Annotated in this window: 18 protein-coding genes; 10 read left to right on the forward strand and 8 right to left on the reverse strand. The window is 68.3% G+C overall.

The annotated features are described in order from the left end of the window. The 4 genes from kdpC (at window position 1) to ssb (ending at window position 4,658) form a co-directional block, all read left to right on the forward strand. A complete protein-coding gene (gene kdpC, locus ABIE04_RS14660; RefSeq protein WP_354551807.1) occupies window positions 1-585 on the forward strand; it encodes a potassium-transporting ATPase subunit KdpC in 585 nt (194 codons plus the stop codon). A gap of 39 nt (window positions 586-624) precedes the next feature. Next, window positions 625-3,288, forward strand: coding sequence for a sensor histidine kinase KdpD (locus ABIE04_RS14665; RefSeq protein WP_354551811.1), 2,664 nt, complete (start codon window positions 625-627; stop codon window positions 3,286-3,288). Next, complete coding sequence (locus ABIE04_RS14670) at window positions 3,285-3,974, forward strand: response regulator transcription factor (protein WP_354551815.1); 690 nt, start codon at window positions 3,285-3,287, stop codon at window positions 3,972-3,974. Before ABIE04_RS14665 ends, ABIE04_RS14670 begins: the two co-directional genes overlap by 4 nt. 174 nt (window positions 3,975-4,148) lie before the next feature. Continuing rightward, window positions 4,149-4,658, forward strand: coding sequence for a single-stranded DNA-binding protein (gene ssb, locus ABIE04_RS14675; protein ID WP_354551820.1), 510 nt, complete (start codon window positions 4,149-4,151; stop codon window positions 4,656-4,658). Window positions 4,659-4,799: 141 nt separating this feature from the next. Here ssb and ABIE04_RS14680 read toward each other — a convergent pair whose 3' ends face one another. The 5 genes from ABIE04_RS14680 to ABIE04_RS14700 all read right to left on the reverse strand — a co-directional run bounded on the left by ABIE04_RS14680 (window position 4,800) and on the right by ABIE04_RS14700 (window position 11,412). Beyond that, complete coding sequence (locus tag ABIE04_RS14680) at window positions 4,800-6,770, reverse strand: M1 family metallopeptidase (RefSeq protein ID WP_354551824.1); 1,971 nt, start codon at window positions 6,768-6,770, stop codon at window positions 4,800-4,802. Continuing rightward, window positions 6,767-8,023 (reverse strand): AGE family epimerase/isomerase, encoded by a 1,257-nt coding sequence (locus ABIE04_RS14685; RefSeq protein WP_354551828.1) that lies wholly within the window; start codon window positions 8,021-8,023, stop codon window positions 6,767-6,769. Before ABIE04_RS14685 ends, ABIE04_RS14680 begins: the two co-directional genes overlap by 4 nt. Beyond that, complete coding sequence (locus ABIE04_RS14690) at window positions 8,020-9,000, reverse strand: carbohydrate kinase family protein (protein ID WP_354551832.1); 981 nt, start codon at window positions 8,998-9,000, stop codon at window positions 8,020-8,022. Before ABIE04_RS14690 ends, ABIE04_RS14685 begins: the two co-directional genes overlap by 4 nt. Before the next feature lie 2 nt (window positions 9,001-9,002). Beyond that, the gene (locus tag ABIE04_RS14695) at window positions 9,003-10,259 is read right to left on the reverse strand and encodes a sugar MFS transporter (protein ID WP_354552762.1); all 1,257 of its coding nucleotides are present in this window, start codon (window positions 10,257-10,259) and stop codon (window positions 9,003-9,005) included. A 100-nt stretch (window positions 10,260-10,359) separates the two neighbouring features. Then, the gene (locus ABIE04_RS14700; RefSeq protein ID WP_354551836.1) at window positions 10,360-11,412 is read right to left on the reverse strand and encodes a LacI family DNA-binding transcriptional regulator; all 1,053 of its coding nucleotides are present in this window, start codon (window positions 11,410-11,412) and stop codon (window positions 10,360-10,362) included. A 185-nt stretch (window positions 11,413-11,597) separates the two neighbouring features. On the opposite strand from ABIE04_RS14700, the gene ABIE04_RS14705 reads away from it, so the two are divergent. The 6 genes from ABIE04_RS14705 to ABIE04_RS14730 all read left to right on the forward strand — a co-directional run bounded on the left by ABIE04_RS14705 (window position 11,598) and on the right by ABIE04_RS14730 (window position 20,499). Next, a complete protein-coding gene (locus ABIE04_RS14705; protein WP_354552764.1) occupies window positions 11,598-13,898 on the forward strand; it encodes a GH92 family glycosyl hydrolase in 2,301 nt (766 codons plus the stop codon). Between the two features lie 93 nt (window positions 13,899-13,991). Then, window positions 13,992-15,773 (forward strand): sensor histidine kinase, encoded by a 1,782-nt coding sequence (locus ABIE04_RS14710; RefSeq protein WP_354551840.1) that lies wholly within the window; start codon window positions 13,992-13,994, stop codon window positions 15,771-15,773. Window positions 15,774-15,782: 9 nt separating this feature from the next. Further along, entirely contained in the window at window positions 15,783-16,229 is a 447-nt protein-coding gene (locus ABIE04_RS14715) for a response regulator (protein ID WP_354551844.1), read from the forward strand. A 93-nt stretch (window positions 16,230-16,322) separates the two neighbouring features. After that, the gene (locus ABIE04_RS14720; RefSeq protein ID WP_354551848.1) at window positions 16,323-17,891 is read left to right on the forward strand and encodes a response regulator; all 1,569 of its coding nucleotides are present in this window, start codon (window positions 16,323-16,325) and stop codon (window positions 17,889-17,891) included. A 32-nt stretch (window positions 17,892-17,923) separates the two neighbouring features. Beyond that, window positions 17,924-19,255 carry an ABC transporter permease gene (locus ABIE04_RS14725; protein ID WP_354551852.1) on the forward strand — a complete coding sequence of 444 codons (1,332 nt, stop codon included), beginning with the start codon at window positions 17,924-17,926 and terminating at the stop codon, window positions 19,253-19,255. Then, a complete protein-coding gene (locus tag ABIE04_RS14730) occupies window positions 19,252-20,499 on the forward strand; it encodes an ABC transporter permease (protein ID WP_354551857.1) in 1,248 nt (415 codons plus the stop codon). Before ABIE04_RS14725 ends, ABIE04_RS14730 begins: the two co-directional genes overlap by 4 nt. Window positions 20,500-20,509: 10 nt before the next feature. Here ABIE04_RS14730 and ABIE04_RS14735 read toward each other — a convergent pair whose 3' ends face one another. The 3 genes from ABIE04_RS14735 to ABIE04_RS14745 form a co-directional block, all read right to left on the reverse strand. Next, window positions 20,510-21,895, reverse strand: coding sequence for a sigma-54-dependent transcriptional regulator (locus tag ABIE04_RS14735; protein ID WP_354551861.1), 1,386 nt, complete (start codon window positions 21,893-21,895; stop codon window positions 20,510-20,512). Between the two features lie 64 nt (window positions 21,896-21,959). Next, window positions 21,960-23,048 (reverse strand): alpha/beta hydrolase, encoded by a 1,089-nt coding sequence (locus tag ABIE04_RS14740; protein ID WP_354551864.1) that lies wholly within the window; start codon window positions 23,046-23,048, stop codon window positions 21,960-21,962. A 37-nt stretch (window positions 23,049-23,085) separates the two neighbouring features. Continuing rightward, window positions 23,086-25,362 (reverse strand): glycoside hydrolase family 65 protein, encoded by a 2,277-nt coding sequence (locus ABIE04_RS14745; RefSeq protein ID WP_354551866.1) that lies wholly within the window; start codon window positions 25,360-25,362, stop codon window positions 23,086-23,088. Between the last annotated feature and the right edge of the window lie 43 nt (window positions 25,363-25,405).

The following is a 25,405-nucleotide window of genomic DNA, read 5'->3' on the forward strand; positions in this document are numbered from 1 at the left end:
ATGAACAAACTATTGCGCCAATCCTTGGTCCTGCTGTTGCTGATGGCCGTGATCACCGGCGTGCTGTATCCGCTGGCGGCCACCGGGCTGGCCCAGCTGATCTTCCCGCAGCAAGCCAGCGGCAGCCTCATCGTGAGGAACGGCAAGCCGGTCGGCTCCGTGCTGATCGGTCAGTCATTTACCGACCCCAAGTATTTCTGGGGCCGGCCGTCGGCGACCGCGCCGAATGCATATAACGCGGGTGCTTCGTCGGGCTCCAACCTCGGCCCGACCAACCCGGCGCTGACCGAGGCGGTGAAGCAGCGCATCGTCGCGCTGCGTGCGGCCGACCCGGGCAACCAGGCACTGGTGCCGGTGGACCTGGTCACCGCCTCGGGCAGCGGGCTCGATCCGGAAATCAGTCCCGCCGCGGTGCAGTACCAGCTGGCGCGGGTGGCAAGGGTGCGCGGGCTGGATCCTGCGCGGGTGCAGGCGCTGGTGAACGCCTGCACCCGCGGCCGCCAGTTCGGCCTGCTCGGCGAACCGCGGGTGAACGTGCTGCAGCTCAACCTGGCGCTGGATGCGGCGCAGACGCATGGCAGCTGATCGCGCTACCGTAGCGCCATTTCCCGGACCGACCCTGGCATGAGCGAGCCCTCCCGCGAAGCACGCGCCGATGCCCTGCTCGGTACGGCGCACGACGACAGCCGGCGGCTGAAGGTGTTCCTCGGCGCCGCGGCGGGCGTGGGCAAGACCTACGCCATGCTGTCGGCTGCGCGTGAATTGAAGCGGCAGGGCGTGGACGTGGTGGTAGGCCTGGTCGAGACGCACGGGCGCGCCGAGACGGCGGCGCTGCTGGAAGGGCTGGAGGTGCTGCCGCGTCGGAAGGTGAACTACCAGGGCCGCGATTTCACGGAGTTCGATCTGGATGCCGCGCTGGAGCGCCGGCCGGCCGTGCTGCTGGTGGACGAACTGGCCCACAGCAACCTGCCCGGCGGGCGGCATGAGCGGCGTTGGCAGGACATCGCCGAGCTGCTCGACGCCGGCATCGAGGTATACACCGCGCTCAACGTGCAGCATCTGGAGAGCCTCCATGACCAGGTGCGGCGGATCACCGGGGTCAGCGTGCGCGAGCGGGTGCCGGATGCGTTCCTCGACCGCGCCCGCGACATCGTGCTGGTCGACCTGCCGCCGCGCGAGCTGATCGGGCGGCTGAAGCAGGGCAAGGTCTATGTGCCGGAGACCGCGGCGGCGGCGCTGGATGCTTTCTTCTCGCCGACCAACCTGGGCGCGCTGCGCGAGCTGGCGATGGACACCATGGCCAGACACGTCGACAGCGACCTGCGCGAGTCGATGCTGGCGCGCGGCGGCACGATGCCGGTACGCCGCCGCGTGCTGGCGGCAATCGATGGCCATGCGCAGAGCGAATACCTGGTGCGCGTGGCACGGCGCATCGCCGAGCGCCGCGGCGCGCCGTGGAGCGTGGCCTTCGTCGACACCGGCGCGCGGCTGGAGCCGGCCCGGCGCGAGCGGCTGGAGGCGGCGCTGCGGCTGGCGCGCCGGCTCGGCGGCGACACCGTGGTGCTGCGCGGCGCGACCATCGCCGACGAATTGCTGGCGCATGCCGACCGCGAGGGCGTGGGCCAGATCCTGCTGGGACGTACCCGCGAGCGCCTGCTGGCACGCATGGTAGGCCGCTCGCTGACCCAGCAGCTGCTGCGCCGCGGCGCGCACCTGGAGCTGACCATCATCGCCACGCCGAGCGAGCGGGCGGCGTCGCGGCGACGGCTGCGTTTTCCCGGCGGGCGGGGTTCGCGCGGCGAATACGCCTACGCCACGCTCGCCACGTTGGTCGCGTTGGCGCTGTCCTTTGTCGCCGATCGCTACCTGTCGGTGGCCAACCTGTCGCTGATCTTCCTCACCGCAGTGCTGGCGGTGGCGGTGCGAACGCGCATGGCGGTGGCCGTCTATACCGCCATCCTATGTTTCCTCGGCGACAACTTTTTCTTCGCGCCGCCACGCTACACGCTGGCGATCGCGAATTTCGACGATGTGCTGGCGGTCAGCCTGTTCCTGATCGTGGCGCTGGTATGCAGCCACCTGGCGACGCGGCTGGCCAGCCAGGTGGAATCGCTGCGTTCCGCCCAGGTGCAGTCGCGCGCGCTGCTGGCGCTGGGCCAGCGGCTGGCCACCAGCGCCGATGCCGAGGGCATCCGCAAGGTCGGTGCGGCAGCCTTGGCGCAGGCCTTGCGCGGCGAGGCGGCGATCCTCGTCCGCGATGCCGGCAGCCGGTTGCAGGTAGCCGCCTGCGCACCGCGTGAATTCGCCTTGTCGGCGCAGGACCTGGCCGCCGCCGACTGGAGCGAACGGCACGCGGCACAGGCCGGGCGGCATACCGATACGCTCAACGCCGCGCCGTGCTGGATGCTGCCGTTCGGCGGCGAGGACAACCGGCTTGGCGTGGCCGCATTGCATTTTGCCGCGGACAGCAGCGCGCCCGACCAGGAGCAGCGCAGCCTGGCGCTGGCGATGGTGCAGGACATCGGCCAGGCACTGGAACGCGCGCGCCTGGCCGACGAACTGGAGGGAGCCCGCGTGCAGGGCGAGACCGAGCGCCTGCGCAACGCGCTGCTGTCGTCCGTATCGCATGACCTGCGTTCGCCGCTGGCCTCGATGATCGGCGCGGCCGACACGCTGGCCAGCTACGGCGAACAGTTGCCGCCGGGCGAGCGCCGCGAGCTGCTGGAGGCGATCCTGGGCGAGGGCCAGCGGCTGGACCGCTACATCCAGAACCTGCTCGACATGACCCGGCTCGGCCACGGTACGCTCAAGCTCAACCGCGACTGGACCGATGTCGCCGAGATCGTCGCCGCCGCGGTCGGCCGCCTGTGCAAGCTGTTTCCGACACTGCGAGTGGAGACCATGCTGCCGTCCGACACGCTGCTGCTGTTCGTGCATCCGGCATTGATCGAACAGGCGCTGTTCAACATCCTGGAGAATGCCGCGCGCTTCTCGCCGGCCGACGAAGCGGTGCAACTCGTGGTGCGCGGCGAGGGCGACCGGCTGCTGATCGACGTCAGCGACCGCGGCCCCGGCATCCCGGAGGCGGAGCGGGCGCTGATCTTCGACATGTTCTATTCGGTGTCGCGCGGCGACCGTGCCAGCCAGGGCACCGGCCTCGGCCTGGCGATCTGCCGCGGCATGATCGGTGCGCACGGCGGCAGCGTGGAGGCGTTGCCGCGCGACGGCGGCGGCACCACGATCCGTATTACCCTGCCGCTGCCCCCACCCCCCGACCGTGCGCCATGAATTCCTCGCCCCGCGTGCTGGTGATCGACGACGAGCCGCAGATCCGCCGCTTCCTCGACATCGGCCTGCGCGCCGAAGGCTACGAGGTCTTGCTGGCCGCCACCGGCGCGGAAGGCCTGGCGCTGGCGGCCACGCAGTCGCCGGACCTGGTGATCCTCGACCTCGGCCTGCCCGACATGGAGGGCCACGCGGTGCTGGCCGAACTGCGCCAGTGGAGCCAGCTGCCTGTGCTGATGCTGTCTGTGCGCAACACCGAGAGCGAGAAGGTGAGCGCGCTGGACCAAGGCGCCAACGACTACATGACCAAGCCGTTCGGCATCCAGGAACTGATGGCGCGACTGCGCGCACTGCTGCGCAACCGGCCGGGCGAGCCGGAACATCCGCCGCGTTACGACGACGGCCATCTGGCCGTCGACCTGGCACGACGCGAGGTGAGCCTGGACGGTGCGCCGCTGGCACTGACCCGCAAGGAATACGCCGTGCTGGCGCTGCTGCTGCAGCACGCCGGTCGCGTGGTCACCCAGCAGCAGCTGCTGCGCGAGGTGTGGGGGCCGACTCACACTAGTGACAGCCAGTATCTGCGCATCGTGATCGGCAAGCTGCGGCAGAAACTGGGCGACGATCCGGCCAACCCGCGCTGGCTGAAGACCGAGCCCGGCGTGGGCCACCGCTTCATCGTGAACTGAACGCCCGGGCATGCGCGGGTCGGTGCCGACCGCCGGCAGCGGACGGCGCCGACCCGCGGTTCAGGTTTTCCGCGTCTGGACTCGGCCCTTCCCGCGGTTATGATAGCCAGCCTGATTCACCACTCCGGCCGCAACCCATCGCATACTTGCGGCCGGCTCAACGAGGACATTCCCATGGCACGTGGCGTCAACAAAGTCATCCTGGTCGGCAACCTGGGCGCGGACCCCGAAATGCGCCACACCGGCGGCGGCACCGCCATCTGCAGCTTCAACCTGGCCACCTCCGAATCGTGGACCGACAAGCAGAGCGGCGAGAAGCAGGAGCGCACCGAGTGGCACCGCGTGAAGCTGTTCGGCCGGCTGGCCGAGATCGCCGGCGAATACCTGAAGAAGGGCCGCCAGGTCTATATCGAAGGCTCGCTGCGCACCGACAAGTACACGGACAAGCAGGGCGTCGAGCGCTACTCGACCGACATCATCGCCAGCGAGATGCAGATGCTCGGCGGCGGCAGCGAAGGCGGCGCGGGCGGCGGTGGTGGCGGTGGCTTCCAGCGCGAACGTCCGCAGGGCGGCGCTCAGCGCCAGGGCGGCGGCCAGTCGCGCGGCGGCGACTACGGCAACCAGCCGCGCCAGTCCCCGGCCCCGGCCGACAGCGGCTTCGCGGACGACGAGATTCCGTTCTAGACAACACCCATGTGTTGGCAAAAAGCCCGCCTTGCGCGGGCTTTCTGCTGTTTGTCCAGGCGTTTGCGGCGCATGGTCGATGGGGAAGGAGCAAAGCTTGCCGCGTCGGTCCCCTCCCTCTGGTGGGGAGGTGGGAGGGTTTTACTTCACCTTCAATGTATTGTTGCCGCGGTTGGCGTCCGGCAGCGCGTGCGCCGGATCGATGGTGGCCGACACCAGCTTGCGCGTGCCGGCCACGTGGATGACGTAGCTGCGGTGTTGCTGCCAGGTTTCCACCGGCACGCGGATGTCCTGCTTGCTGCCGTCGTCGTAGACCACCTGCAGCGTGGCCGGCAGCACCAGCCGGTCGAGGTTGGCCACGGTGACGTCGGCGCCCTTGCGGTAGTCGCCGCCGGTGTAGGCGACCTTCTGCACGGCCAGGTCGAGCTGCCAGTTGTGCTCGTACCAGCCGCGCCAGAACCAGCCCAGGTCCTCGCCGGTGTCGCTTTCCATGAAGCGGAAGAAGTCCGACGGACTGGGGTGCTTGTACGCCCAAGTGGCGATGTAGCGGCGGAACGCCGGGTCGAAGCGTTCCGGCCCGATGATCTGCTCGCGCAACAACACCAGGCCGAACGCGCCCTTGAAGTAGCTGATCGGGTGACGGTACTTCTCCGGCGTCATGTCGGCGCCGTTGAGCGGGGCGGGCGCGGCGGGGTCGGCCAATACGGCAGCGATCTCGTCGGCCGGGTTGCCGCCACCGGGCGCGTACTCGCTGTCGCGCTTGGGTGCGTACTCGCCGTGGTTGAAGGCGTCGTCCTCATAGACGTCGATGAAGGTGTTGAAGCCCTCGTCCATCCACGCGTCGCGGCGCTCGTTGCTGCCCACGATCATCGGGAACCAGCTGTGCCCGATCTCGTGCGCGATCACCATGTGCAGGTTCTTGCCCTTGGCCAGCTTGTGGTCGAAGGTGATGCCCGGATATTCCATGCCGCCGGCGGTGCCGGCCTCGTTGATCGCCACCGGCCACGGGTACGGATACCACTGCTTCGAGAAGTACTCGGTGGAAGCCTTGAGGTATTCGGTGGCGCGGCCCCAGGCGGCGTTGCCGCCGCTCTCGACCGGATAGACCGACATCGCCAGCGCGGTCTTGCCCTCCGGCAGGTTGATCCGCGCGGCGTCCCACACGAATGCCTTCGAGGCGCCGAACGCGACGTCGCGGGTGTTCTGCATGCGGAAGTGCCAGGTCAGCGTGCCGCTCTGTTTCGGACGGCTGGACGGCTGGGTCACTTCTTCCGGCGTGCGGATCATCACGGTGGCGTCGCTGCGGCGGGCCTGCTCCAGCCGCTGCCGCTCGGTCTTCGTCAGCACCTCGTCGGGGTTCACCAGTTCGCCGGAGCCGGCCACCAGCATGTCCCACGGCACGGTGATCGCGTAGTCGAAATCGCCGTATTCCAGATAGAACTCGCTGTTGAGGTAGGGCGCGGTGTCCCACCCGCGCAGGTCGTCGTAGACGGCCATGCGCGGGTACCACTGCGCGATCTCGAAGATCTCGCCGTTCTTGCTGGGGTTGACGTCGGTGCGCCCGCCGAATTCGCCGGGCACGGTGTAGCTCCACGCGACATGCAGGCGCAGGCTGCCGCCGTTGCCCTTCAGCGCCGTGGGCAGCTGCACCTGCATGCGCGTGTCGGAAACCAGCCATTTCACCGGCTGCCTGCGGCCGTGCGCGTCGTCCACCTCGACCGAGGCAATCTTGTAGCCGTCGGTGAACTCGGTGGGGAACTTGCTGGTGAACGCGCCGCGGGCGTCGCGGCGATAGCGGTTCTGGTCCAGCTGCAGCCACAGCACGTCGAGCGCGTCGGGGCTGTGGTTGGTGTAGCTGATCACCTCGCTGCCGCTGAGCAGGCGCGTGGCCGGGTCGAGCGTGGCGGTGATCGTGTAGTCGGCGCGGTTCTGCCAGAACAGCGGGCCGGGCTTGCCGCTGGCCGAGCGGTACGCGGTAGCCGGTTGCGGATAGCTGTACGGGGCGAAGGTCTGCAGCGGGTCGAAGCGCGCGGGGGCGCTGTCGGCGGCGAACGCGGGCGCGGCCAGCAGCGTGGCGGCCGTGACGGCGAGGGAAATCGCGAACTTCATCATGCAGTGCCTTGGGGGAGGGTGGTGGACCACGGCTGGCCGCCGGCGCGCAACAGCGCCAGCACTTCGTGGCAGGCGCCCATGGTGTGGTAGTCGGTCTTGCCGGCCGGGCTTTTCTCGTCGCTGTACTTGCGATTGTCGCGGGTGAGGATGCGGTACCAGGCGCCGTGGCGGTGGTCGATGAAATGCTGCCACGCGTACGCCCACAATTTCCCGTACCAATCGTCATAGGCCGGCTCGCCGGTGCGCGCATGCAGCAGCGCGGTGGCGGCCAGCGATTCGGCCTGCACCCAGAAGTACTTGTCGTCGTCGCAGACGCTGCCGTCGGGCGCGAAGCCGTAGCAGATGCCGCCGTACTCGCTGTCCCAGGCGCGCGCCAGCGCGGTGTCGAACAGCTGCCGCGCGGTGGGCAGCAGCCAGTCCTCGTCGTAGCCGCGTGCGCGCAGCAGCGGCTCCATGATCAGCAGCAGCTTGGCCCATTCGGTCTGGTGGCCGGGCTGGAAGCCCCACGGGCGAAACAGGTGCTTCGGGTCGTCGCGGTGGTAGTCCCAGTCGATGTTCCAGTGGCGGTCGTAGTGTTCCCACACCAGCCCGCCGGCCAGGGCCGCCTGGCGACGGGTCATGTGGTCGGCGAGGGTGTACGCGCGGTCGAGATAGCGCGGTTCGTTGCTGGCCTGGTAGGCGGCCAGCATCGCCTCGCACATGTGCATGTTCGCGTTCTGGCCGCGGTAGTCGCTGAAGTGCCAGTTCGCATCGGCCTCGTCGCGGTACAGCCCGGCGTCGGCGTCCCAGAAGCGCTGCTCCAGCAGGTTCCAGGTTTCGTCCATCCAGGCCGCGGCCTCGGCGATGCCGGCCTTGCGCGCGCTGGCGTAGGCGAGCAGCACGAAGGCCACGCCGTAGGCATGGTTGGTGCGGTCTTCCGGCTGCTCGTCGCGGATCGTCCAGGCGTAGCCGCCGGTGTACGGGTCGCGATGCACTTCGCGCAGGTAGCGCAGGCCGTGGCGCGCCGCTTCAAGGTATTCGCTGGTGGAAGCCGCCGCGTTGTCGAATTCGATCGCCGCCATCGCGTAGTTGAAGACGAAGCGGGTGCTGCTGACCAGGTGCCGGTGGGTGCGGTCGTAGATCGTGCCGTCGTCCCGGAAGTAGTGGAAGAAGCCGCCTTCCGGGTCGATCGCCCGCGGGTGGTAGAACGCCATCGTCTGCGCGATGTGCTCGCGCAGGAAGTCGGCGGAGCGGAAATCGGGGGTGGCGTTCATGCCTGTTGTTCCATGAAGGCCAGCACCTCGTCGCCGCGCGGCATCGCGGCGAACGAGCCCTGGCGGGTGACGGTGAGGGCGCCGCAGGCGGCGGCGAAGCGCAGCATCGCGTGCAGGCGCGGCAGTTCGGTGACCAGCCGGTCGATCCGTTCGGCGTCGGCGTCGAGTTCGGCCAGGCAGCACAGCAGGCCGCCCATGAAGGCATCGCCGGCGGCGGTGGAGTCGACCACGGCGACCGTGTAACCGGGCAGCTCGCCTTCGGCGTCGGGATGGAACCAGCGCAGCGGCTTGGCGCCGTCGGTCACCACCACCAGCCGGGTACGGCCCAGCCACAGTCGGTCCAGCGCGGCCTGTTCGCCGTCCGGCGCCAGCCAGGCGAATTCCTCGGCGCTCAGCTTCACCACGTCGGCCAGGTGCAATGCCGGCCACAGCAGCGGGTGCGGATCGGCATCGGCCGGCCACAGCGCCGGGCGCAGGTTGAGGTCGAAGCTGACCAGCGCACCGACGCCATGCGCGCGCTGCATGCCTTCGCGGGTGGTTGCGGCGAGTGTCGGGTCGGTCATGCTGTTCGAGCAGACGTGGAACACGGCGACGTCGCGGAAGGTGTCGGCGCGGAAGTCGGCCGGCCGGAACAGCAGGTCGGCGGTGTTGTCGCGGTAGAAGCTGAAGCTGCGTTCGCCATGCGCATCCAGGGTGACGAAGGCCAGCGCGCTGTTCGCCGTATCGGTGCGCGCGACGTCGGCGGTGCCGACGCCGGCCTGCTGCAGGCTGTCGAGCAGGAAGTCGCCGAAGCGGTCGCGCGCCAGCATGCCGGCGAAGCGGGCATGCCCGCCGAGCCGTGCGGCGGCGACCGCCACGTTCGCCGGCGCGCCGCCGGCGAACGGCGTGAAGCGCGCGGCGAAGCCACGCTCGTCGAGGCCGTCGGCATGCAGGTCGATCAGTGCCTCGCCGAAGCACAGGATGGGTCGTGTGGGCATGCTCAGCGATTCCCGCCGGTGTCCGGCGCCGCGATGCTGCGGATGCGCGAGCCGCTGAGGCCATAGAACACGATGTACAGGTAGCACAGCAGCGGCAGGAAGAACGCGTGCTGCAGGCCGATGTGATCGGCGAACACGCCCTGCACGTAAGGAATGATCGCCCCGCCCACGATCGCCATGATCAGCAGGCTGGACGCCTTGCTGGTCATCGGCCCGAGCCGTTCGATTCCGAGCGCGAAGATGGTCGGGAACATGATCGAGTTGAACAGTCCGATCGCGATGATGCTGTACATCGCCACGGCGCCGCTGCCGAGCATGGTGGTCAGCACCAGCAGCGCGTTGATCGCGGCGAACAGGGCGAGCAGCTTGCGCGGCGAGAACTTCGCCATCAGCGCCGAACCGACGAAGCGGCCGACCATCGCGCCGCCCCAGTACCACGACACGTAGTGCGCGGCCTGCTGCTCGCTGATGTGGCCGATCTCCGGCATCGACAGGTAGTTGACCATGAAGCTGCCGATCGACACTTCCGCGCCGACGTAGAAGAAGATGCCGAGCACGCCGAACAGCACGTGCGGATGGCGCAGCACCTCGACGAAGCCGTGGCGGTCATGGTCGCCCCTGTCGGTGGCCTCGGTCAGCGCCGGCAGGCGGAACAGCCACACGAAGATCGCCAGCAGGAACAGCACCACGGCCAGCCCGATGTACGGGAACTGCACCGCCTGCGCCTGCTGGGTGTCGTAGAGCAGGCGCTGCGCCGGTTCCAGCGCGGCCAGTTCGGCCGGGCTCTTCACCACATTGGACAGGATCAGCAGGCCGCCGAACAGCGGCGCCAGCGTGGTGCCCAGCGAATTCAGCGCCTGCGCCAGGGTCAGCCGGCTCGAACTGGTCTTTTCCGGACCCAGCAGCGCCACGTATGGGTTGGCCGCCACCTGCAGCACGGTGATGCCGGTGGCCAGCACGAACAGCGCACCGAGGAAGGCCGGGTACAGGTGCAGGCTGGCCGCCGGCCAGAAGCCGAGCGCGCCGACGCCGGCGATCGCCAGTCCGGCCACGATGCCCTTCTTGTAGCCGAGCGCGGCGACCAGCCGGCCGGCCGGCAGCGCCATCAGGAAGTACGCGCCGAAGAAGGTGAACTGCACCAGGATCGCCTGGGCGTAGTTGAGCTGGAAGATCGACTTCAGGTGCGGGATCAGGATGTCGTTGAGGCAGGTCAGGAAGCCCCACATGAAGAAGATGGTGGTGAGCACGCCCATCGCCATCGGGTAATCGGTATAGCGCTCGCCATGGGCAGGCGAGCCGGGCGTCGGTGACGGAACTTGGGCGAAGGCCATGTGGATTCCCCGGGAGAGTGTGGTGTGGTCAGGCGGTAGGTGGTGGGCAGCTGCTTTCGCGAACGATCAGTTGTACCGGCGCCACGGTCTGCTGGCTGGCGGCCTGTGGTTGCTGCAGGCGCTGCAGCACCAGTTGCGCCGCCTGCTGGCCGCGCTTGTGCGGCGCGGCCGACAAGGTGGTCAGCGGCGGCATGCCGAGCGCCGCCTCGGCGATGTCGTCGAAGCCGGTCAGCGCGAAGTCGTGGCCAGGGCGCAGGCCGCGCTGGTTGAGGCCGAGCACCAGGCCCAGCGCGACCGCGTCGTTGTAGCAGACCGCCGCGGTGGGGGCGAGTGCGCCGGCGAACAGGGCGGGCGCGTGGTGGGCGGCGTCCAGCCGGGTCGGTGCGCATTCGATGCGCCAGTACGGTTCGGTGCGCAGCCCGGCCGTGTGCATCGCCTCCACATAGCCGGCGTGGCGTTGCCGGCACGAGCTGGAATCGTGATGGCCGCCGAAGAACGCGATGTACCGGTGGCCGCGGGCGATCAGGTGCTCGGTGGCCAGGCGGGCGCCATGCTGGTTGTCCAGCATCAGCTGGTCCCAGTGCGCGAATTCGGGCAGCGCGCCGCCCAGTTCGCGGTTGAACAGCAGCAGCGGCACACGCCGCCCGACCACGGCCAGCACGTCGTGCGCCTTGCTGTGTTCGGCCGGCGACAGGATGATCCCCGCCGGGCCGTGTTCCAGCAGCGAGCCCAGCACCGCCTGTTCGCGCGCCGGCGACTCGCCGGTGCAGCCAAGCAGGGTGACGAAGCCGGCGGCGGCCAGCGTCTCGTCCACGCCGGCGGCGAATTCGGCAAAGAACGGATTGGCCAGGTCGTTCAGCACCAGCGCGATGCTGGTCGAGGTGCGCCGGCGCAGGTTCGCCGCGGCACGGTTGTAGACGTAGCCCTGCCGGCGCAGCTCCTCCTCGACCCGGGCGCGGGTAAGCTTGTTCACCAGCGGACTGCCGCGCAGCACCAGCGACACCGTGGCGCGCGATACGCCGCAGCCGGCAGCGATGTCGTTCAGGGTCACCTTGCGTCCCACAGGGGTATGGTTCGGCATGCAGTTTCGCCTGGTTAGAACGATCCAAATGTAACTTACCAGGACCATTGGGCACGTCGCGGCGCAACATGCCTTGTCCGGCAGCGGATGTTAGCGTGCCGGTTTGGATCGTTCCAATAGCGAGACTGACGATGACTATCCAGTTGCATGGCGTGCTTCCCTGTCTGCTTGGTGCCGCGGTCGGCATGGCGGCGCTGACACCTGCCGGCGTGCTGCATGCCGCTACCCGTGCGGAGGGCCATGCCGCGGCGGTCGACCCGCGCATCGGTACCGGCGGCGATGGCCACACCTTTCCCGGCGCCACCGTGCCGTTCGGGATGATCCAGCTGTCGCCGGACACCGCGATGCCGGATTTCAAGCACGCCTACAAGTGGGCCGCCGGCTACCAGTACGGCGACAGCAGCATCCTGGGGTTCTCGCACACGCACTTCTCCGGCTCCGGCCATTCGGACCTGGGCGACGTGCTGGTGATGCCGATTGCTGGCGACGTGCGGCTGGAACCGGGCGACCCGGCCAGGCCGGGCAGCGGCTATCGCTCGCGCTTCTCGCACGACAGCGAAGTGGTGCAGGCCGGCTACTACGCGGTGACGCTGGGCGACTACGGCGTGCGCGCCGAACTCACCGCCGGGCGCCGGATCGGCTGGCACCGCTATACCTTCCCGGCCGGCAAGCCGGCCCACGTGCTGCTGGACCTGCGCCCGAGCATCTACGACTACGCCGGCAAGGTGCTGTGGTCGAGCCTGCGCGTGCACGCGGACGGCACCGTCACGGGTTGCCGCACCACCCGCGGCTGGGCGCCGGGGCGGGAGCTGTGCTTCGCCATGCGTTTCTCGCAGCCGATGACCTCGCGCGAGCTGCTCAACCGCGAGGCCGACATCACCTACAAGGGCTTCAAGGGGCCGGGCAACCAGGCCGAGGATCGCGATGCGCAGGACGGCCGCGCGCTGGTCGGTGTGTTCGACTTCGGCAAGCTGAAGCAGCCGCTGGAGGTGAAGGTGGCGATCTCGCCGGTGAGCGAGGCGAATGCGCTCGCCAACCTGGACAAAGATGGCGCGGGCTGGGATTTCGACGCGCGCCGCGCCGAGGCGAAAGCCGCCTGGGACCAGGCGCTGGCGGTGATCGACGTGGATGCGCCGAAGACCGCGAAGACGCAGTTCTACACCGCGCTGTACCACGCCATGCTGTCGCCCACGCTGAGCATGGACGTCAACGGCGAGTACCGCGGGCCGGATCATGCGGTGCATAAAGCGGACGGCTTCGAGTTCCATTCGACCTGGTCGCTGTGGGACGTCTACCGTGCGCAGCAACCCTTGATGGTCTTGCTGAATCCCGGGCGCAGCACCGATTTCATCCGCTCGCTGATCGCCGCGCGCGAGGCCAGCCCGTTCGGCATCCTGCCGGTGTGGGCGTACCAGGGGCTGGAGACGTGGTGCATGATCGGCTACCACGCGGTGCCGGTGATCGCCGATGCGTACATCAAGGGCGTGCGTGGCTTCGATGCGGACAAGGCACTGCAGGCGATGGTGGCCAGCGCCACCTACGCGCCGTACGGCGACCTGGCCGACTACATGAAGCTCGGCTACGTGCCGATCGACAAGGAACCCGAAGGCGCCTCGAAGACGCTGGAGTACGCCTACGACGACTGGTCGCTGGCGCAGATGGCGAAAGCGATGGGCAAGACCGACGTCGCCGCCACCTTCAGCAAGCGGGCGGCGAACTGGCGTCATGCATGGGATCCGAAAACCGGCTTCATGCGCGCGCGGCTGAGCGACGGCGCGTTCCGCGAGCCATTCGATCCGGAAGCGGCCGGCTACGGCAGCGACTACACCGAAGGCAACGCCTGGCAGTACTCCTGGTACGTGCCGCAGGACGTGGCCGGGCTGATCGCCGCGATGGGCGGCGACGCGAGGTTCGTGGCCAAGCTCGATGCGCTGTTCGAGGCGAAGGTCGACCCGTCGCACTTCAAGCATGTCGAGGACATCACCGGGCTGATCGGCTGGTACGCGCACGGCAACGAGCCCAGCCATCACATCGCCTATCTCTACGACTACGCCGGTGCGCCATGGAAGACGCAACAGCGGCTGAAGCAGATCATGGACAGCCAGTACGCACCGCGCCCCGACGGCCTGAGCGGCAACGACGACCTCGGCCAGATGTCGGCCTGGTACGTGTTCACCGCGCTGGGTTTCTACCCGGTGACGCCGGGCAGCGACGAGTACGCGATCGGCCGGCCGTTCGTGTCGCGCGCCGCGATCCATGTGGGCAACGGCCGCACGTTCACGATCACCGCGTCGCCGCTGGACGATGCGCACCCCTATGTCGGCGCGGTAACCCTGAACGGCAAGCCGCTGCAGCGCACGTATCTGCGCCACGGCGAGATCGTGGCCGGCGGCGAACTGCATTTCACCATGCAGGCCGAACCGAACCGGGACTGGGGCCGTGCGGCGACGGACCGGGCGGCCGCGATGAGCCATTACGGTGGGTGAGCGGCGCCCGCGCGACTTGGGCGAGGCGCGGATAAAACATGCCAGAATGCGGCGGGAACCCTCCATCGTGGGTCTGCCGATGCGGCGAGCGGGATGAAAACGGGAAGCATCATTCGCTGGCGTACCGCCGGCCTGCTGCTGGCGATGCTGATCATCGTCGGCCTGCCGTACATCGTCACGCTGCAGGGGTCGCGCGATACGGAGCGGGCCACCGAGTGGGTGACCCGTTCGACCGAAGTGAAGTCGCTGGCCTACCGCGTTGCCTATGTCGTGCATGACAGCGAGGCTGCGACCTACCGGTTGCTGGCAGGCGACGTGAACGAGGCCACGCATGCGCGCGCCGAGCGGGTCGTCAAGGAAGTGCCGCCGCTGCTGCAGCAACTGCGCCGGATGACGCGCAACAACCCCGACCAGCAGACCCTGATGGGCTCGCTGGTCAGCAGCGTCAACGGCCGCGTCACCCTGATGAACCAGGCGCTGGCCAGGCTGCGGCAGGGCGAGGCGGGCGGTGCCCGGCAGTCGCTGCGTGACGCCGACGACCTGTTCGGGATGAATGCGCAAATCGCCGGCATCGTGGAGATCGAGGACGGCCTGCTGAAGCAGCGCCAGGCGGAAGCCACGCGGCAATCACTCGACGGACGCATCGTGCTCTCGATCACCGCGCTGGCGCAGATCCTGCTGCTGACCATCATCGTGATCGCTTCCGAGCGGCAGATCGGCCGGCGCCAGTTGGCGGAGACCCGCGAGGGTCGCGCGGTGATGCGTTCGCAGATGATCTTCCAGGCGGTACGCGAGCCGATCGCGCTGTTCGACGAGCACCTGAACAGCCTGCTGGTGAACAACGCCTTCAGCGAGCTGTACGGGATGGACCCGGGGCAACGCGCCCAGCCGCTGGCGCGGATCGGCGACGGCGCCTGGAGCGACAGCGTGCTGCTGCAGCGCCTGAACGACGTGCTGCTGCGCGATCGCGAACTGTGGGACTACGACATGGTCCAGCGCACCGTCGACGGCGTCGACCGGCATGTGGTGATCAATGCGCGGCGTCTGCAGCAGCACGATGGCGGCACGCCGGCGCTGCTGTTGACGGTCAGCGACGTCACCACGCGCGCGCTGGCCGAGCAGCAGGTGAACGAGCTCAATCGCCAGCTGGAAGGCAAGGTGTCGCAGATCTCCGACGTCAACCGCGAGCTGGAGGCGTTCAGTTATTCGGTGTCGCACGACCTGCGCGCGCCGCTGCGCCACATCGCCGGGTTCGCGCGCAAGCTGGAGCAGCACCTGGGCGACCATGTCGACGAGAAGTCCGGCCATTACATCGAAGTGATCGCCAGTTCGGCGCAGCGCATGGCCGTGCTGATCGACGACCTGCTGGTGTTCTCGCGCCTCGGCCGCGGCGCGTTGCGGCTGCAGGCGGTGGACATGCAGTCGCTGGTCGACGAGGCCCGCGTGCTGGCCGAATCGGGCGTGTCGGATCGGCGTATCGTGTGGACCATAGCGCCGTTGCCGATGGTGATCGGCGATGAGAACATGCTTCGCACGGTATGGCAGAACCTGCTCGGCAACGCGGTGAAGTACACCGGGCACTGCGAAGTGGCGCGCATCGCGGTGAGCGTGCAGCAGGGGCGCAGCGGCGACTACGAATTCACGGTGAGCGACAACGGTGCGGGGTTCGACATGCAGTATGCGGACAAGTTGTTCGGCGTGTTCCAGCGCCTGCACCGCGCTTCGGAATTCCCGGGCAACGGGATCGGGCTGGCCAACGTGCGACGGATCGTGGCGCGCCACGGCGGTCGCGTCTGGGCCGAGGCCGAGCCGGGGCGCGGTGCCCATTTCCATTTTTCGCTGCCGGCCACCGATGCCGCCGGCGCACGCACCTGAGGGCCGAGCATGAACAAGAAAGACCTGCGTACCATCCTGCTGGTCGAGGACAGCCTGGCCGACGCCGAGATGGCGATGGACGCGCTCGGCGAGGCGCACCTGGTCAACCCGGTGGTGCACGTGGAAGACGGCGTGGAGTGCATGGACTACCTCTACTGCCGCGGTGCGTGGGCCTCGCGCGATCCGGGCGATCCGGCGGTGGTGCTGCTGGACATCAAGATGCCGCGCATGAACGGGCTGGACGTGCTGACCGCGATGCGCGCCGACGAGAAGCTGCGGCGGATCCCGGTGGTGATCCTGTCGTCCTCGCGCGAGGAAAGCGATCTGGCGCGCAGTTGGGACCTGGGCGCCAATGCCTACGTGATCAAGCCGGTCGACGTGGACCAGTTCTTCGATGCGGTGCGCACGCTGGGACAGTTCTGGGCGGTGCTCAACCAGGCGCCCGAACAGGACTGAACGAACGACGGGGCAAGGGGAAACAGTGATCCGCGCAGTCCGCAGGTTGTTTGCGGGCGCCGGGAACGATGCAGAACAGCAGCGGTGAATTAGATGCCAAACCGGCAATCACGGGCGATGCCGACCATCCGGGTGCTGCAGGTCGAAGACAACCGGCTCGACGCCGAACTGGTGCTGGCCGAGCTGGACGCGGACCACATCAGCTACGAGGTGCGCCTGGTCGACGACGAGGCCAGCTTCCTCGCCGCGCTGACCGAGTTCAGGCCGCACATCGTGCTGTCGGATCTCAGCATGCCCGGCTTTTCCGGCCAGCACGCGCTCGACCTGCTGCGCCAGCGCGACGAGGACCTGCCGTTCATCTTCGTCTCCGCCACGCTGGGCGAGGAGGCGGCGATCGAGGCGCTGCGCAACGGCGCCACCGACTACATCCTGAAGCAGAACCCGGCCCGGCTGGCCAGCGCGGTGCGCCGCGCGTTGAGCGAGGCCGAGGCGCGCCGGGCCAGCCGCCGCTCCGAGGCGGAGCTGATCCGCGCGCAACGTTTCGAGAGCCTGGCAATGCTCGCCGGCGGCCTCAGCCACGACTTGCGCAACCTGCTGCAGCCGCTGCTGCTGGCCGGCGACAGCCTGCAGGATTACCAGGACGACCCGCGCCTGGCGCGGCTGGGCAAGCTGGTGCGCGACTGCGGCAAGCGCGGCCTGGACATGGTGCACTCGATGCTGTCGTTCGCGCGCGGAGCGCGCCGCGCGGAGCAGGTGCGGCTGGGCGCGCTGTTCAGCGCGTTCGGTCTGCTGATGCAGGGCAGCGTGCCGCGCGCGGTATCGATGGAACTGGTCATCGACGATCCCGAGCTGTCGTTCGAAGGCAACCACACCGAACTGCAGCAATGCCTGCTCAACCTGTGCCTGAACGCGATCCAGGCCATGCCGGACGGCGGCCACCTGCGCGTCGAGGCGGCGCAGACGTCATTGTCGGCGGACTTCTTCCTGCCGGAGCAGCAGCCGCGGCCGGGCCGTTACCTGTGCATCAGCGTGATCGACGATGGCCCCGGCATGGATCAGGCTGTGCTCGATCAGATATTCGAGCCGTTCTTCACCACCAAGGAGGGTGGTACCGGACTCGGCCTGCTGTCATGCAAGCGGATCGTCGACAGTCATGGCGGCGTGATGCGGGTGGATAGCGAGCCGGGCCGCGGCACTCGCTTCGACCTGTATTTCCCGCTGGAGCAACCGGTGGCAGACGGCGACCGACTGGACGATGGCGACAACCTGGAAGGCGCCGCCGAACGCGTGCTGGTGGTGGTGGAAGAGGCCGGCCAGCTGTCCCTGCTGGCCGATACGCTGGATGCCTACGGTTACCAGGCCCATGCCAGCCAGAGCGGTACCGCCGCGCTGCAATGGATCGAGGCCGCCGGCCTGCCCGATCTGGTGGTGCTGGACGCCGACATGAACCTGTTCACCGGCGTGCGCACGCTGGCCGCGCTGATCGAGCAGGGCTACAGCGGCGCGGTGATCCTGCTGGCGCGCCCCGGCGCCACGCCGGACCTGCACGAATTGCCCCCGCTGGAACACCTCTACGTGATCGACAAGCCGGTCACCACCCAGGTGCTGCTGCGCACCTTGCGCAAGGCGTTGGACACGGCCGGCAACGCGGCCGATGCGTGAGTTGCGCGGATGGGGCGACCGGGAGGACAGGGATGTTCGCGTACTACCTTGATCTGGCCCTGCGCAGCTTCCGCCGCAGCAAGGCGCTGACCGCGCTGGTGATTGTGCTGATGGGTTGCGGCGTCGCCACCTGCATGGTCAGCTTCGCGGTGTTCCGCGCTGCCGCGGCCGACCCGATCCCGTGGAAGTCGAACCAGCTGTTCGTGCCGCAGATCGACAACTTCGGGCCGGCGCACAACTGGAAGGGCGAGCCGCCGATCCTGCTCAGCTATACCGACGCCATGGCGTTGCTGCACGCGCGCCAGGCGAAGAGGCAGGTGCTGATCTACGGCAGCAAGTGGACTTTGCTGCCGGACGATGCGCGGCAGCCGCCGTTTCCGCAGGAAGGCGATGCGGTCAGCAGCGATTTCTTCGCGATGTTCGACGCGCGGTTTCGTTATGGCGGCGGTTGGTCGGTCCATGATGACGACCAGCGCGCGGCCGTAGTGGTGATCAGCAGCGCGCTCAACCAGAAGCTGTTCGGCGGCGCCGACAGCGTGGGTCGTGAGATCAGCCTGGATGCGCACGTCTATCGCATCGTCGGCGTGCTGGACGACTGGGAGCCGCGCCCGCGCTTCTTCGACGTGGCCAGTACGTACTATCCCTTCGATCATCCGCGACAGCTCTATCTCCCGTTCAGCCGCGCCATCGATCTGCAGAAAGCCACCTCGGGCCAGTTCTATTGCAGCACGAATACCGTCGATCCCGACCTGCCGGACTGGAGCAGTGTCCTGCACAGTGAATGCGCATGGATCGCGGCCTGGGTGGAACTTCCCACGCGCACCGACGCAGCGCGTTACCGCGACTGGCTGCGCAACTACGCGGCCGAGCAGCAACGCCTCGGTCGTTTCGCTTGGCCACCGAACGTGCGCCTGTCCGATGTCATGCAGTGGCTGCACCAAGATAACTTCTACGTGATACCGAAAGCGTCAGAGCTATCGATGATCGTCTCGGTGAGCTTTTTGCTGATCTGCCTCGTCAACGTGATCGGCCTGATGTTGGCCCGCTTCATGCGTCGCGCGCCAGAGATCGGCGTGCGCCGCGCGCTGGGGGCGTCGCGCGGAGTGATCTATCGCCAGTTCCTGACCGAAGCGGCGGCGATCGGTTTGGCCGGCGGTGTATTGGGGCTGCTGCTGACGGCGCTGGGCATGGCCGGCATCGGCAAGGTGTTCGAGCCGGAGATCGCCCGGCAGGCGCGGCTGGATGCGTCGCTGTTCCTGCTGACCGTGCTGGTCGCGGTGCTCGCCACGCTGATTGCCGCGCTTTATCCCACTTGGCGCGCCGCGCAGGTGCAACCGGCGTGGCAGCTGAAGTCGAACGGATGAAAGCGACCATGCAGCTGCACCCGATCCTTGCCGCGCTGCGCCGGCACAAGATGGCCACGCTGCTGATCGTGCTGCAGATCGCGTTGACCCTGGCGGTGGTCAGCAATGCGCTGTTCATCGTCAAGACGCGGGTGGTGCACCTGTCGCGCCCAAGCGGTACCGACGAGGCGCATCTGTTCGCAATCGACAACCAGTGGATCGACCAGCCGGAGGTGTCGCATATTCATGCACAGATGCGCGCCGATCTGGTGACCTTGCGTGGCCTGCCGGACGTGCGCGATGCATTTGCCACTCAGGGCTACCCGTTTGGTGGCGGCGGCCGTGTGATACGCATCAAGCGTCGGATCGAGCAGACGGCGAAGCCGCAGCTGGCTTTCACCTATTTTTCCGACGAGCACACGCTCGACACGTTCGGTCTCAAGCTGGTGGCCGGCCGCAACTTCCGCGCCGACGAGATTGGCAGCCTGGGTCCGAACGACAAGGTGGTGCCAGCCGTCATCATCATTACGCGCAACCTGGCCCACAAGCTTTTCCCCGATGGTTCAGCCATGGGCCAGCGCATCTATCTTAGGGACGACGGCCCGAGCACGATCATCGGTATGGTCGATCGGCTGCAAGGCAGTTACGCGGGCAGCGGCACGCGTTCGATCGATGAGGACACGGTGCTGGTGCCGGCGCTTCGTGCCAGTCCCGATGATGGCGTGGTCTATCTGGTGCGTGCGCAGGCGGGGCGACTGGCCGCGGTGCTGCAGTCGGCGCCGGCAGCGCTGCTTGCGCAGAACCGCATGCGCCTGATCAGCCCGGAAGACGGCGTGGTTACGCTGGCACAGGCACGCGCAAAGGCTTATGCCACCGACCGCGGCGTGGCGATCATGATGGGCGCGATATGCGTTTTGTTGCTGCTGGCGACGGCCGGCGGCACCGTGGGCTTGAGCAGCTTCTGGGTTGGCCAGCGGCGCCGATCCATCGGCGTGCGGCGTGCGCTGGGCGCGACGCGCGGCGACATCCTGCGTTATTTCCAGACCGAGAACGCCCTGATCGTCGGCATCGGCGTGGCGCTGGGCGTGGCACTCGGCATCGCCGCCAACCTGTCGCTGATGACGCACTACGAACTGCCGCGGATGCCGCTGTGGCTGCTCGGCGTCGGTGCGCTGTTGCTGTGGCTGCTCGGCCAGCTGGCCGTGTTCGGTCCGGCGCGGCGCGCCGCCGCCGTGCTGCCGGTGGAAGCGACGCGCTCGGTGTGAGCGTGCTGCCTCAGTCGATGCCGAGCTTCTTCAGCTTGTAGCGCAGTGCGCGGAAGGTGATACCGAGTTTGCGGGCGGCGGCGGTCTTGTTGTAGCGCGATTCTTCCAGCGCCTTGACGATGGCGGTGCGCTCGAGGTTGCTGATGTAGTCGTCGAGGCCGCCGTTGGCGCTGGCGGCTGCCGGTGGCTGCGGCTGCTGGCCCGGTGTCGCCGCTTCCTGGCCAGGCCGTGCGCTGCGTTGGGGCAGCATCAGGTCGGCCGCTTCGATGGTGCTGCCGTCGCACATCGCCATCGCGCGTTCGAGGATGTTTTCCAGCTCGCGCACGTTGCCGGGGAATTCGTACGCGTCCAGCGCGTCGCGGGCGGACGGCGACAGCTGGCCGACGCTTTCGCCGCTCTTGCCGGCCAGCGCCTTGAGGATGAACGCGGACAGCTGCGGCACGTCACCGCGGCGTTCGCGCAGCGGCGGCACGCGTAACTCGATGACGTTGATGCGGTAGAACAGGTCCTGGCGGAACTGGCCTTGCTCGACTAGCTGGCCGAGGTTCTTGTGGGTGGCCGAGAGAATGCGTACGTCGACCGGGATCTCGTCGCGGCCGCCGATCGGGCGCACCGCTTTTTCCTGGATCGCGCGCAGCAGCTTCACCTGCATGTGCAGCGGCAGCTCGGCCACCTCGTCGAGGAACAGGGTGCCGCCCTGGGCGGCCTGGAACAGGCCTTCCTTGTCCACGCTGGCGCCGGTGAAGCTGCCCTTGCGATGGCCGAAGAACTCGCTCTCCATCAGCTCGGACGGGATCGCGCCGCAATTGACCGGCACGAACGGGCCGCTGGCTCGCGGGCCCTGCTCGTGGATCAGCCGGGCCACCAGTTCCTTGCCCACGCCGGATTCGCCGGCGATGTAGACCGGCGCCTGGTTGCGCGCCAGCTTGCCGATGGTGGAACGCACCTGTTGCATCGCCGCGGAGTCGCCGATCAGGCGGTCGCCGGAATCGCCGGTTTTCGCCGCGGCACCGCCGTTGCGTTTTTCCTCGGCCAGGCGCAGGGCGGTGCGCACCAGTCCGCGCAGCATCTGGATGTCGACCGGCTTGGAGACGAAATCGAACGCGCCGGCCTTCAGCGCGTTCACCGCGGCGTCGACGTTGCCGTAGGCGGTGATCATCGCCACCGGCATGTCCGGATGGTTGGCGGCGATCAGCTCGATCACCTCCTGGCCATTGCCGTCGGGCAGCCGCATGTCGGTGAAGCACAGGTCGTAACTGCGTTCGGCCAGTGCGCGGCGTGCCTCGCCGACGGTACCCACGGCGTCGACCTGCAGGTCCATTCGCCCCAGCGTGATGGTCAGCAGTTCGCGGATGTCGCGTTCGTCGTCAATGACCAGGACGGTCTGTGGGTTCATGGCACGGCGCGTGGCTATCGATGCAACAGAGAATACCCGGCCCCGCGCTGCGGGGCAAAGACTGCTAATGCCCCAGCCGGCGGTCGAAGAAGCGCACCATCACGGCATATGCCTCGCGCGATTCGGGCATGTCCGGGTCCGAGAAGAACGAATGCCACATGCCATCCCAGACATGCAGCTCGGTATCCACCCCGGCCGCGGTCAGCAGGGCCTGGCTGTGCAGGACCGAGCTCAGGGTGAAATCGCGGCTGCCAGTGATCAGCAGGGTCGGCGGGAACTTCGCCAGCAGCACGGGGGAGTTGGCCGGGAATACCAGCGGGTCGCTGGCGCTGGCGCCCTTGAAGTACGGCAGGTCGGCCAGTTTGAGCGGTCCGGCGGGCGGCGGGTCGCCGCTCAGCACGGGCGCCACGTAGGCGGAATCGCCGCCAAGGTCGCTGATCGAACCGCAGAAGGTGCCGATCGCTCCCGGCACCGGCAGCTTTTTGGTGATGATCCGCGCGACCGCCTCGCCGGTGAGCACGCCGCCGGCGGAGCAGCCGTAGATGCCGATGTTCCGCGCCGGGTACTGCTTGAGCAGGGCGCGGTAGACCGCCTCGACGTCCTCGCTGGCGGCCGGGAACACGTGTTCCGGCCCCTGCCGGTAGTCCACGCTGACGACCTTGATCCGGCCCAGGCTGGCCAGCGGGATCGCCTCCACCAGCCCGCCGCTGTGCGCGCCCCACAGGAAGGCGCCGCCGTGCAGGTTGATCAGCACCCGGTGCCGCTGCCCCGCGGCGATGCCCTGTGCCGGCAGCACCACGTCCGTGGGCACGCCGCCGATGGTCTCGGTGTGGATCTTCACCGGATAGAGTTTCTTCATGCGATCGGCGCGATCGGTGTTGATCCTGTCGTAGTAGGCGCGACTGGCAGCGATCGAGCCGATGCCCGGCGCGTGCCGGCTTTGTTCGAGCATCCGCTGGAACTGCCGTTGCGCCTGGGGCGACGCGTACGCCGAGTACGGCACGACGAAGGCAGGCACGCTCACGTTGCCGCGGCTGTCGACGCCGGGCCGTTGCGCCTGCGCGAACGCCGGGGCGCCGAACATGCCGATGCAGAGCAGGCCGGCGCCGAACAGGACGGTTTGCATCAGTCGTGGGGCGCGTGTTGCAGGCATGGTCTTTCTCCTCGTCAAGTCGGGGTGGCGCGGCAGTTCAGAGTGCGTGGCGGACCAGTTCCGGCTTGCCGTCGGCCGTGCGGCGGACCGTGATGTCGTAGTAGCGGCCGCGCAAGCTGACGTGCTTCAGCGTGAACGACTTCCACGGCGGCGGCAGCACCGGCGCATAGGCCTCGACCAGTCCGCCCTGTTCGATACGCAGGCCGGTGAAGCCGTAGAGGATGTTTTGCAGCAGGCCGCCCGAGGCGGTCAGGAAATAGCCGGTGTTGTTGCTGGCGGTCTCGGTGCGCACGTTGAACGGCGGCTTCAGTACGTGGGTGGTGAGGTTGCGCTGGAACCACGCGCCGGCCGTCTGCGCGTCGCCCAGCGTGGCGGCGGCGATCGACACGGGCGAAAGCCCCATGCTGTTCGGCTCCTGCCGCGACCGCTCGATCAGCCCCATCGCGTAGTCGAAATCGTTGCGACGCACCTCGGCGCTCATCGGCAGGTCCAGCGAGGGATAGGCGAGCGCCGGCAGGGCGGTGGCGCCCCAGGCGTCGATGTCGTGCGGCACGCTTTCGTCGAAATCGAGATGGTGTCCGTCCTTCGCCGAGAACGGGATGTGCAGCTGCGCGGCGACATCGGCCCAGTGCGGGTCCGACTTCACGCCGACGACGGACGCGGCGGCCACGGCGATGTTCAGCGCCTTGCGCGCCGAGGCGTTGGTGAACGTGTCGTTCGGTACGTCGTTGTAGGCCTCCAGCACGGAGGTGACGTGGTGGATTTCGTAGCGGTGTTTGTCTGCCACCCAGGTCGCGCGGCTGGCCCAGAAATCCGCCACGTCGCGGATCACCGGCCAGCCGTAGCGGGCCAGCCACTGGCGGTCGCCGCTGGCCAGGTAGTACTGCCACTGCGCGATGGCGACGTCGGCGTTGACGTGGATCTCGCGCTCGCCGAGCACGTAGGCCATGTGCGGCGTCTGCTCGCTGCCGTTCTGCGGGTCGGCCTCCCACGGGAACATCGCGCCGCGCAGGCCGCGTGCCTGCGCACGCGCTTCGGCCGCCGGCAAGGTGCGCGAGCGGAACATCACCAGCGATTTCGCCCGCTGCGGATGCAGCAACAGCAGCGCGGGAAAGACCCAGGTGTCGCTGTCCCAGAACACGTGGCCGGCGTAGCCGGGCGTCATGCCGCAGCCACCGGTCGCCCAGGCGGTGTCGGGGGTGGTATTGGACAGCAGGTAATAGAGGTCGGAGTGGACGATCTGCTGCGCCTGCGGATCGCCGTCGATGCGGATGTCCGATGTCCAGAGTTCGCTCCAGGCATGGCGGTGCGCGTCGAGCAGGCGCTCGAAGCCGGCCGTGCGTGCGGCGTTGGCCAGCGCGCGATCCTGCTGCGCATCGCCACCCCAGCCCGCGCGCGACAGCGCGACGAACTTGGTGAAGGTGTAGGTCTGTCCCTTGCGCACTTTCGCGGTGAGGTTCAGCGCCAGCCGGTAGCTGCTTCGGTACACGCGCAGGTCGGTGGGCTGCAGGCCCGCGGGCAGGTCGATCGCGGCCGCCTCGGCCATCGACAGACCTTGCTCGGCGTGGCCGTCTAGCCATAGCGTGCGGTCACCCGCGTCGCCATCGGCGGCGGTGACATGCGTGTCGCCGTGGTACCAGAGCGCTGCACGGTCGGGCGTGGCCGGTGCGACCGGTTCGAGCTTCAGGTTGTGCGCCGCCACCGCCTCCTGCATTTCATCGCCGGTCAGGCGCGCCAGCGGGAAGCGCGGCTGATGCGGCGCCCACAGGTTCAGCGCGAACGACAGCTGCACCTCGCCGTCGAACTCCGGCGTGATCGACAGCCGGGTCGCGGCGAGGTGCGGCGAGGCCTGGCTGACCAGGCTCGTCACTTCGATGCGCGTGGCCCGACCATGGTCGAGGTAGCGGTAGCGCGTAGTGAGCGTGCCCTCGTACATATCCAATTGCTGCCGGTAGTCCTGGAACACGGCCGGGTCCAGCGCGACTTGGTTGAGCCAGAAGTGGCCGGCCGGCGAGTCGCCCGTGCTGTAGTCGATCTCGCTCCAGCCGGGCACCGCGGCCGGGCGTGCGATATCGCCCTTCGCGTAGTCCATGAACGCGACCAGGTAGGCCAGGTTGCCCTCGGTGCCGCGCGGCGCAGTCAGTGTCGACAGGTAGCCGTTGCCGAGCTGGCCGGGAAAGTAGTGGGTGAAGTCCTTCGCGGTGGCCGTCAACAGGAAGCTGGGATCGGTCGCGGCCCGCGCGCCGACGGCACCGCCAAGGCCGATGACGGCCAGTGCCGCGAGGTGCCACCGTCGACGGGATGCGCGCTTCATCTCGACCTCCCCGGCCTCGCCGGTTGTCGCTGGCCGCACCCGG

This window comes from Rhodanobacter soli (genome assembly GCF_040548735.1).
Lineage (GTDB): Bacteria > Pseudomonadota > Gammaproteobacteria > Xanthomonadales > Rhodanobacteraceae > Rhodanobacter > Rhodanobacter soli_A.

What these genes read in the sequence shown, in the direction of transcription:
- kdpC (WP_354551807.1), top strand. Translation starts at nt 1, where the DNA reads ATGAACAAACTATTGCGCCAATCCTTGGTCCTGCTGTTGCTGATGGCC.
- ABIE04_RS14665 (WP_354551811.1), top strand. Translation starts at nt 625, where the DNA reads ATGAGCGAGCCCTCCCGCGAAGCACGCGCCGATGCCCTGCTCGGTACG.
- ABIE04_RS14670 (WP_354551815.1), top strand. Translation starts at nt 3,285, where the DNA reads ATGAATTCCTCGCCCCGCGTGCTGGTGATCGACGACGAGCCGCAGATC.
- ssb (WP_354551820.1), top strand. Translation starts at nt 4,149, where the DNA reads ATGGCACGTGGCGTCAACAAAGTCATCCTGGTCGGCAACCTGGGCGCG.
- ABIE04_RS14680 (WP_354551824.1), bottom strand. Translation starts at nt 6,770, where the DNA reads ATGATGAAGTTCGCGATTTCCCTCGCCGTCACGGCCGCCACGCTGCTG.
- ABIE04_RS14685 (WP_354551828.1), bottom strand. Translation starts at nt 8,023, where the DNA reads ATGAACGCCACCCCCGATTTCCGCTCCGCCGACTTCCTGCGCGAGCAC.
- ABIE04_RS14690 (WP_354551832.1), bottom strand. Translation starts at nt 9,000, where the DNA reads ATGCCCACACGACCCATCCTGTGCTTCGGCGAGGCACTGATCGACCTG.
- ABIE04_RS14695 (WP_354552762.1), bottom strand. Translation starts at nt 10,259, where the DNA reads ATGGCGATGGGCGTGCTCACCACCATCTTCTTCATGTGGGGCTTCCTG.
- ABIE04_RS14700 (WP_354551836.1), bottom strand. Translation starts at nt 11,412, where the DNA reads ATGCCGAACCATACCCCTGTGGGACGCAAGGTGACCCTGAACGACATC.
- ABIE04_RS14705 (WP_354552764.1), top strand. Translation starts at nt 11,598, where the DNA reads ATGGCGGCGCTGACACCTGCCGGCGTGCTGCATGCCGCTACCCGTGCG.
- ABIE04_RS14710 (WP_354551840.1), top strand. Translation starts at nt 13,992, where the DNA reads ATGAAAACGGGAAGCATCATTCGCTGGCGTACCGCCGGCCTGCTGCTG.
- ABIE04_RS14715 (WP_354551844.1), top strand. Translation starts at nt 15,783, where the DNA reads ATGAACAAGAAAGACCTGCGTACCATCCTGCTGGTCGAGGACAGCCTG.
- ABIE04_RS14720 (WP_354551848.1), top strand. Translation starts at nt 16,323, where the DNA reads ATGCCAAACCGGCAATCACGGGCGATGCCGACCATCCGGGTGCTGCAG.
- ABIE04_RS14725 (WP_354551852.1), top strand. Translation starts at nt 17,924, where the DNA reads ATGTTCGCGTACTACCTTGATCTGGCCCTGCGCAGCTTCCGCCGCAGC.
- ABIE04_RS14730 (WP_354551857.1), top strand. Translation starts at nt 19,252, where the DNA reads ATGAAAGCGACCATGCAGCTGCACCCGATCCTTGCCGCGCTGCGCCGG.
- ABIE04_RS14735 (WP_354551861.1), bottom strand. Translation starts at nt 21,895, where the DNA reads ATGAACCCACAGACCGTCCTGGTCATTGACGACGAACGCGACATCCGC.
- ABIE04_RS14740 (WP_354551864.1), bottom strand. Translation starts at nt 23,048, where the DNA reads ATGCCTGCAACACGCGCCCCACGACTGATGCAAACCGTCCTGTTCGGC.
- ABIE04_RS14745 (WP_354551866.1), bottom strand. Translation starts at nt 25,362, where the DNA reads ATGAAGCGCGCATCCCGTCGACGGTGGCACCTCGCGGCACTGGCCGTC.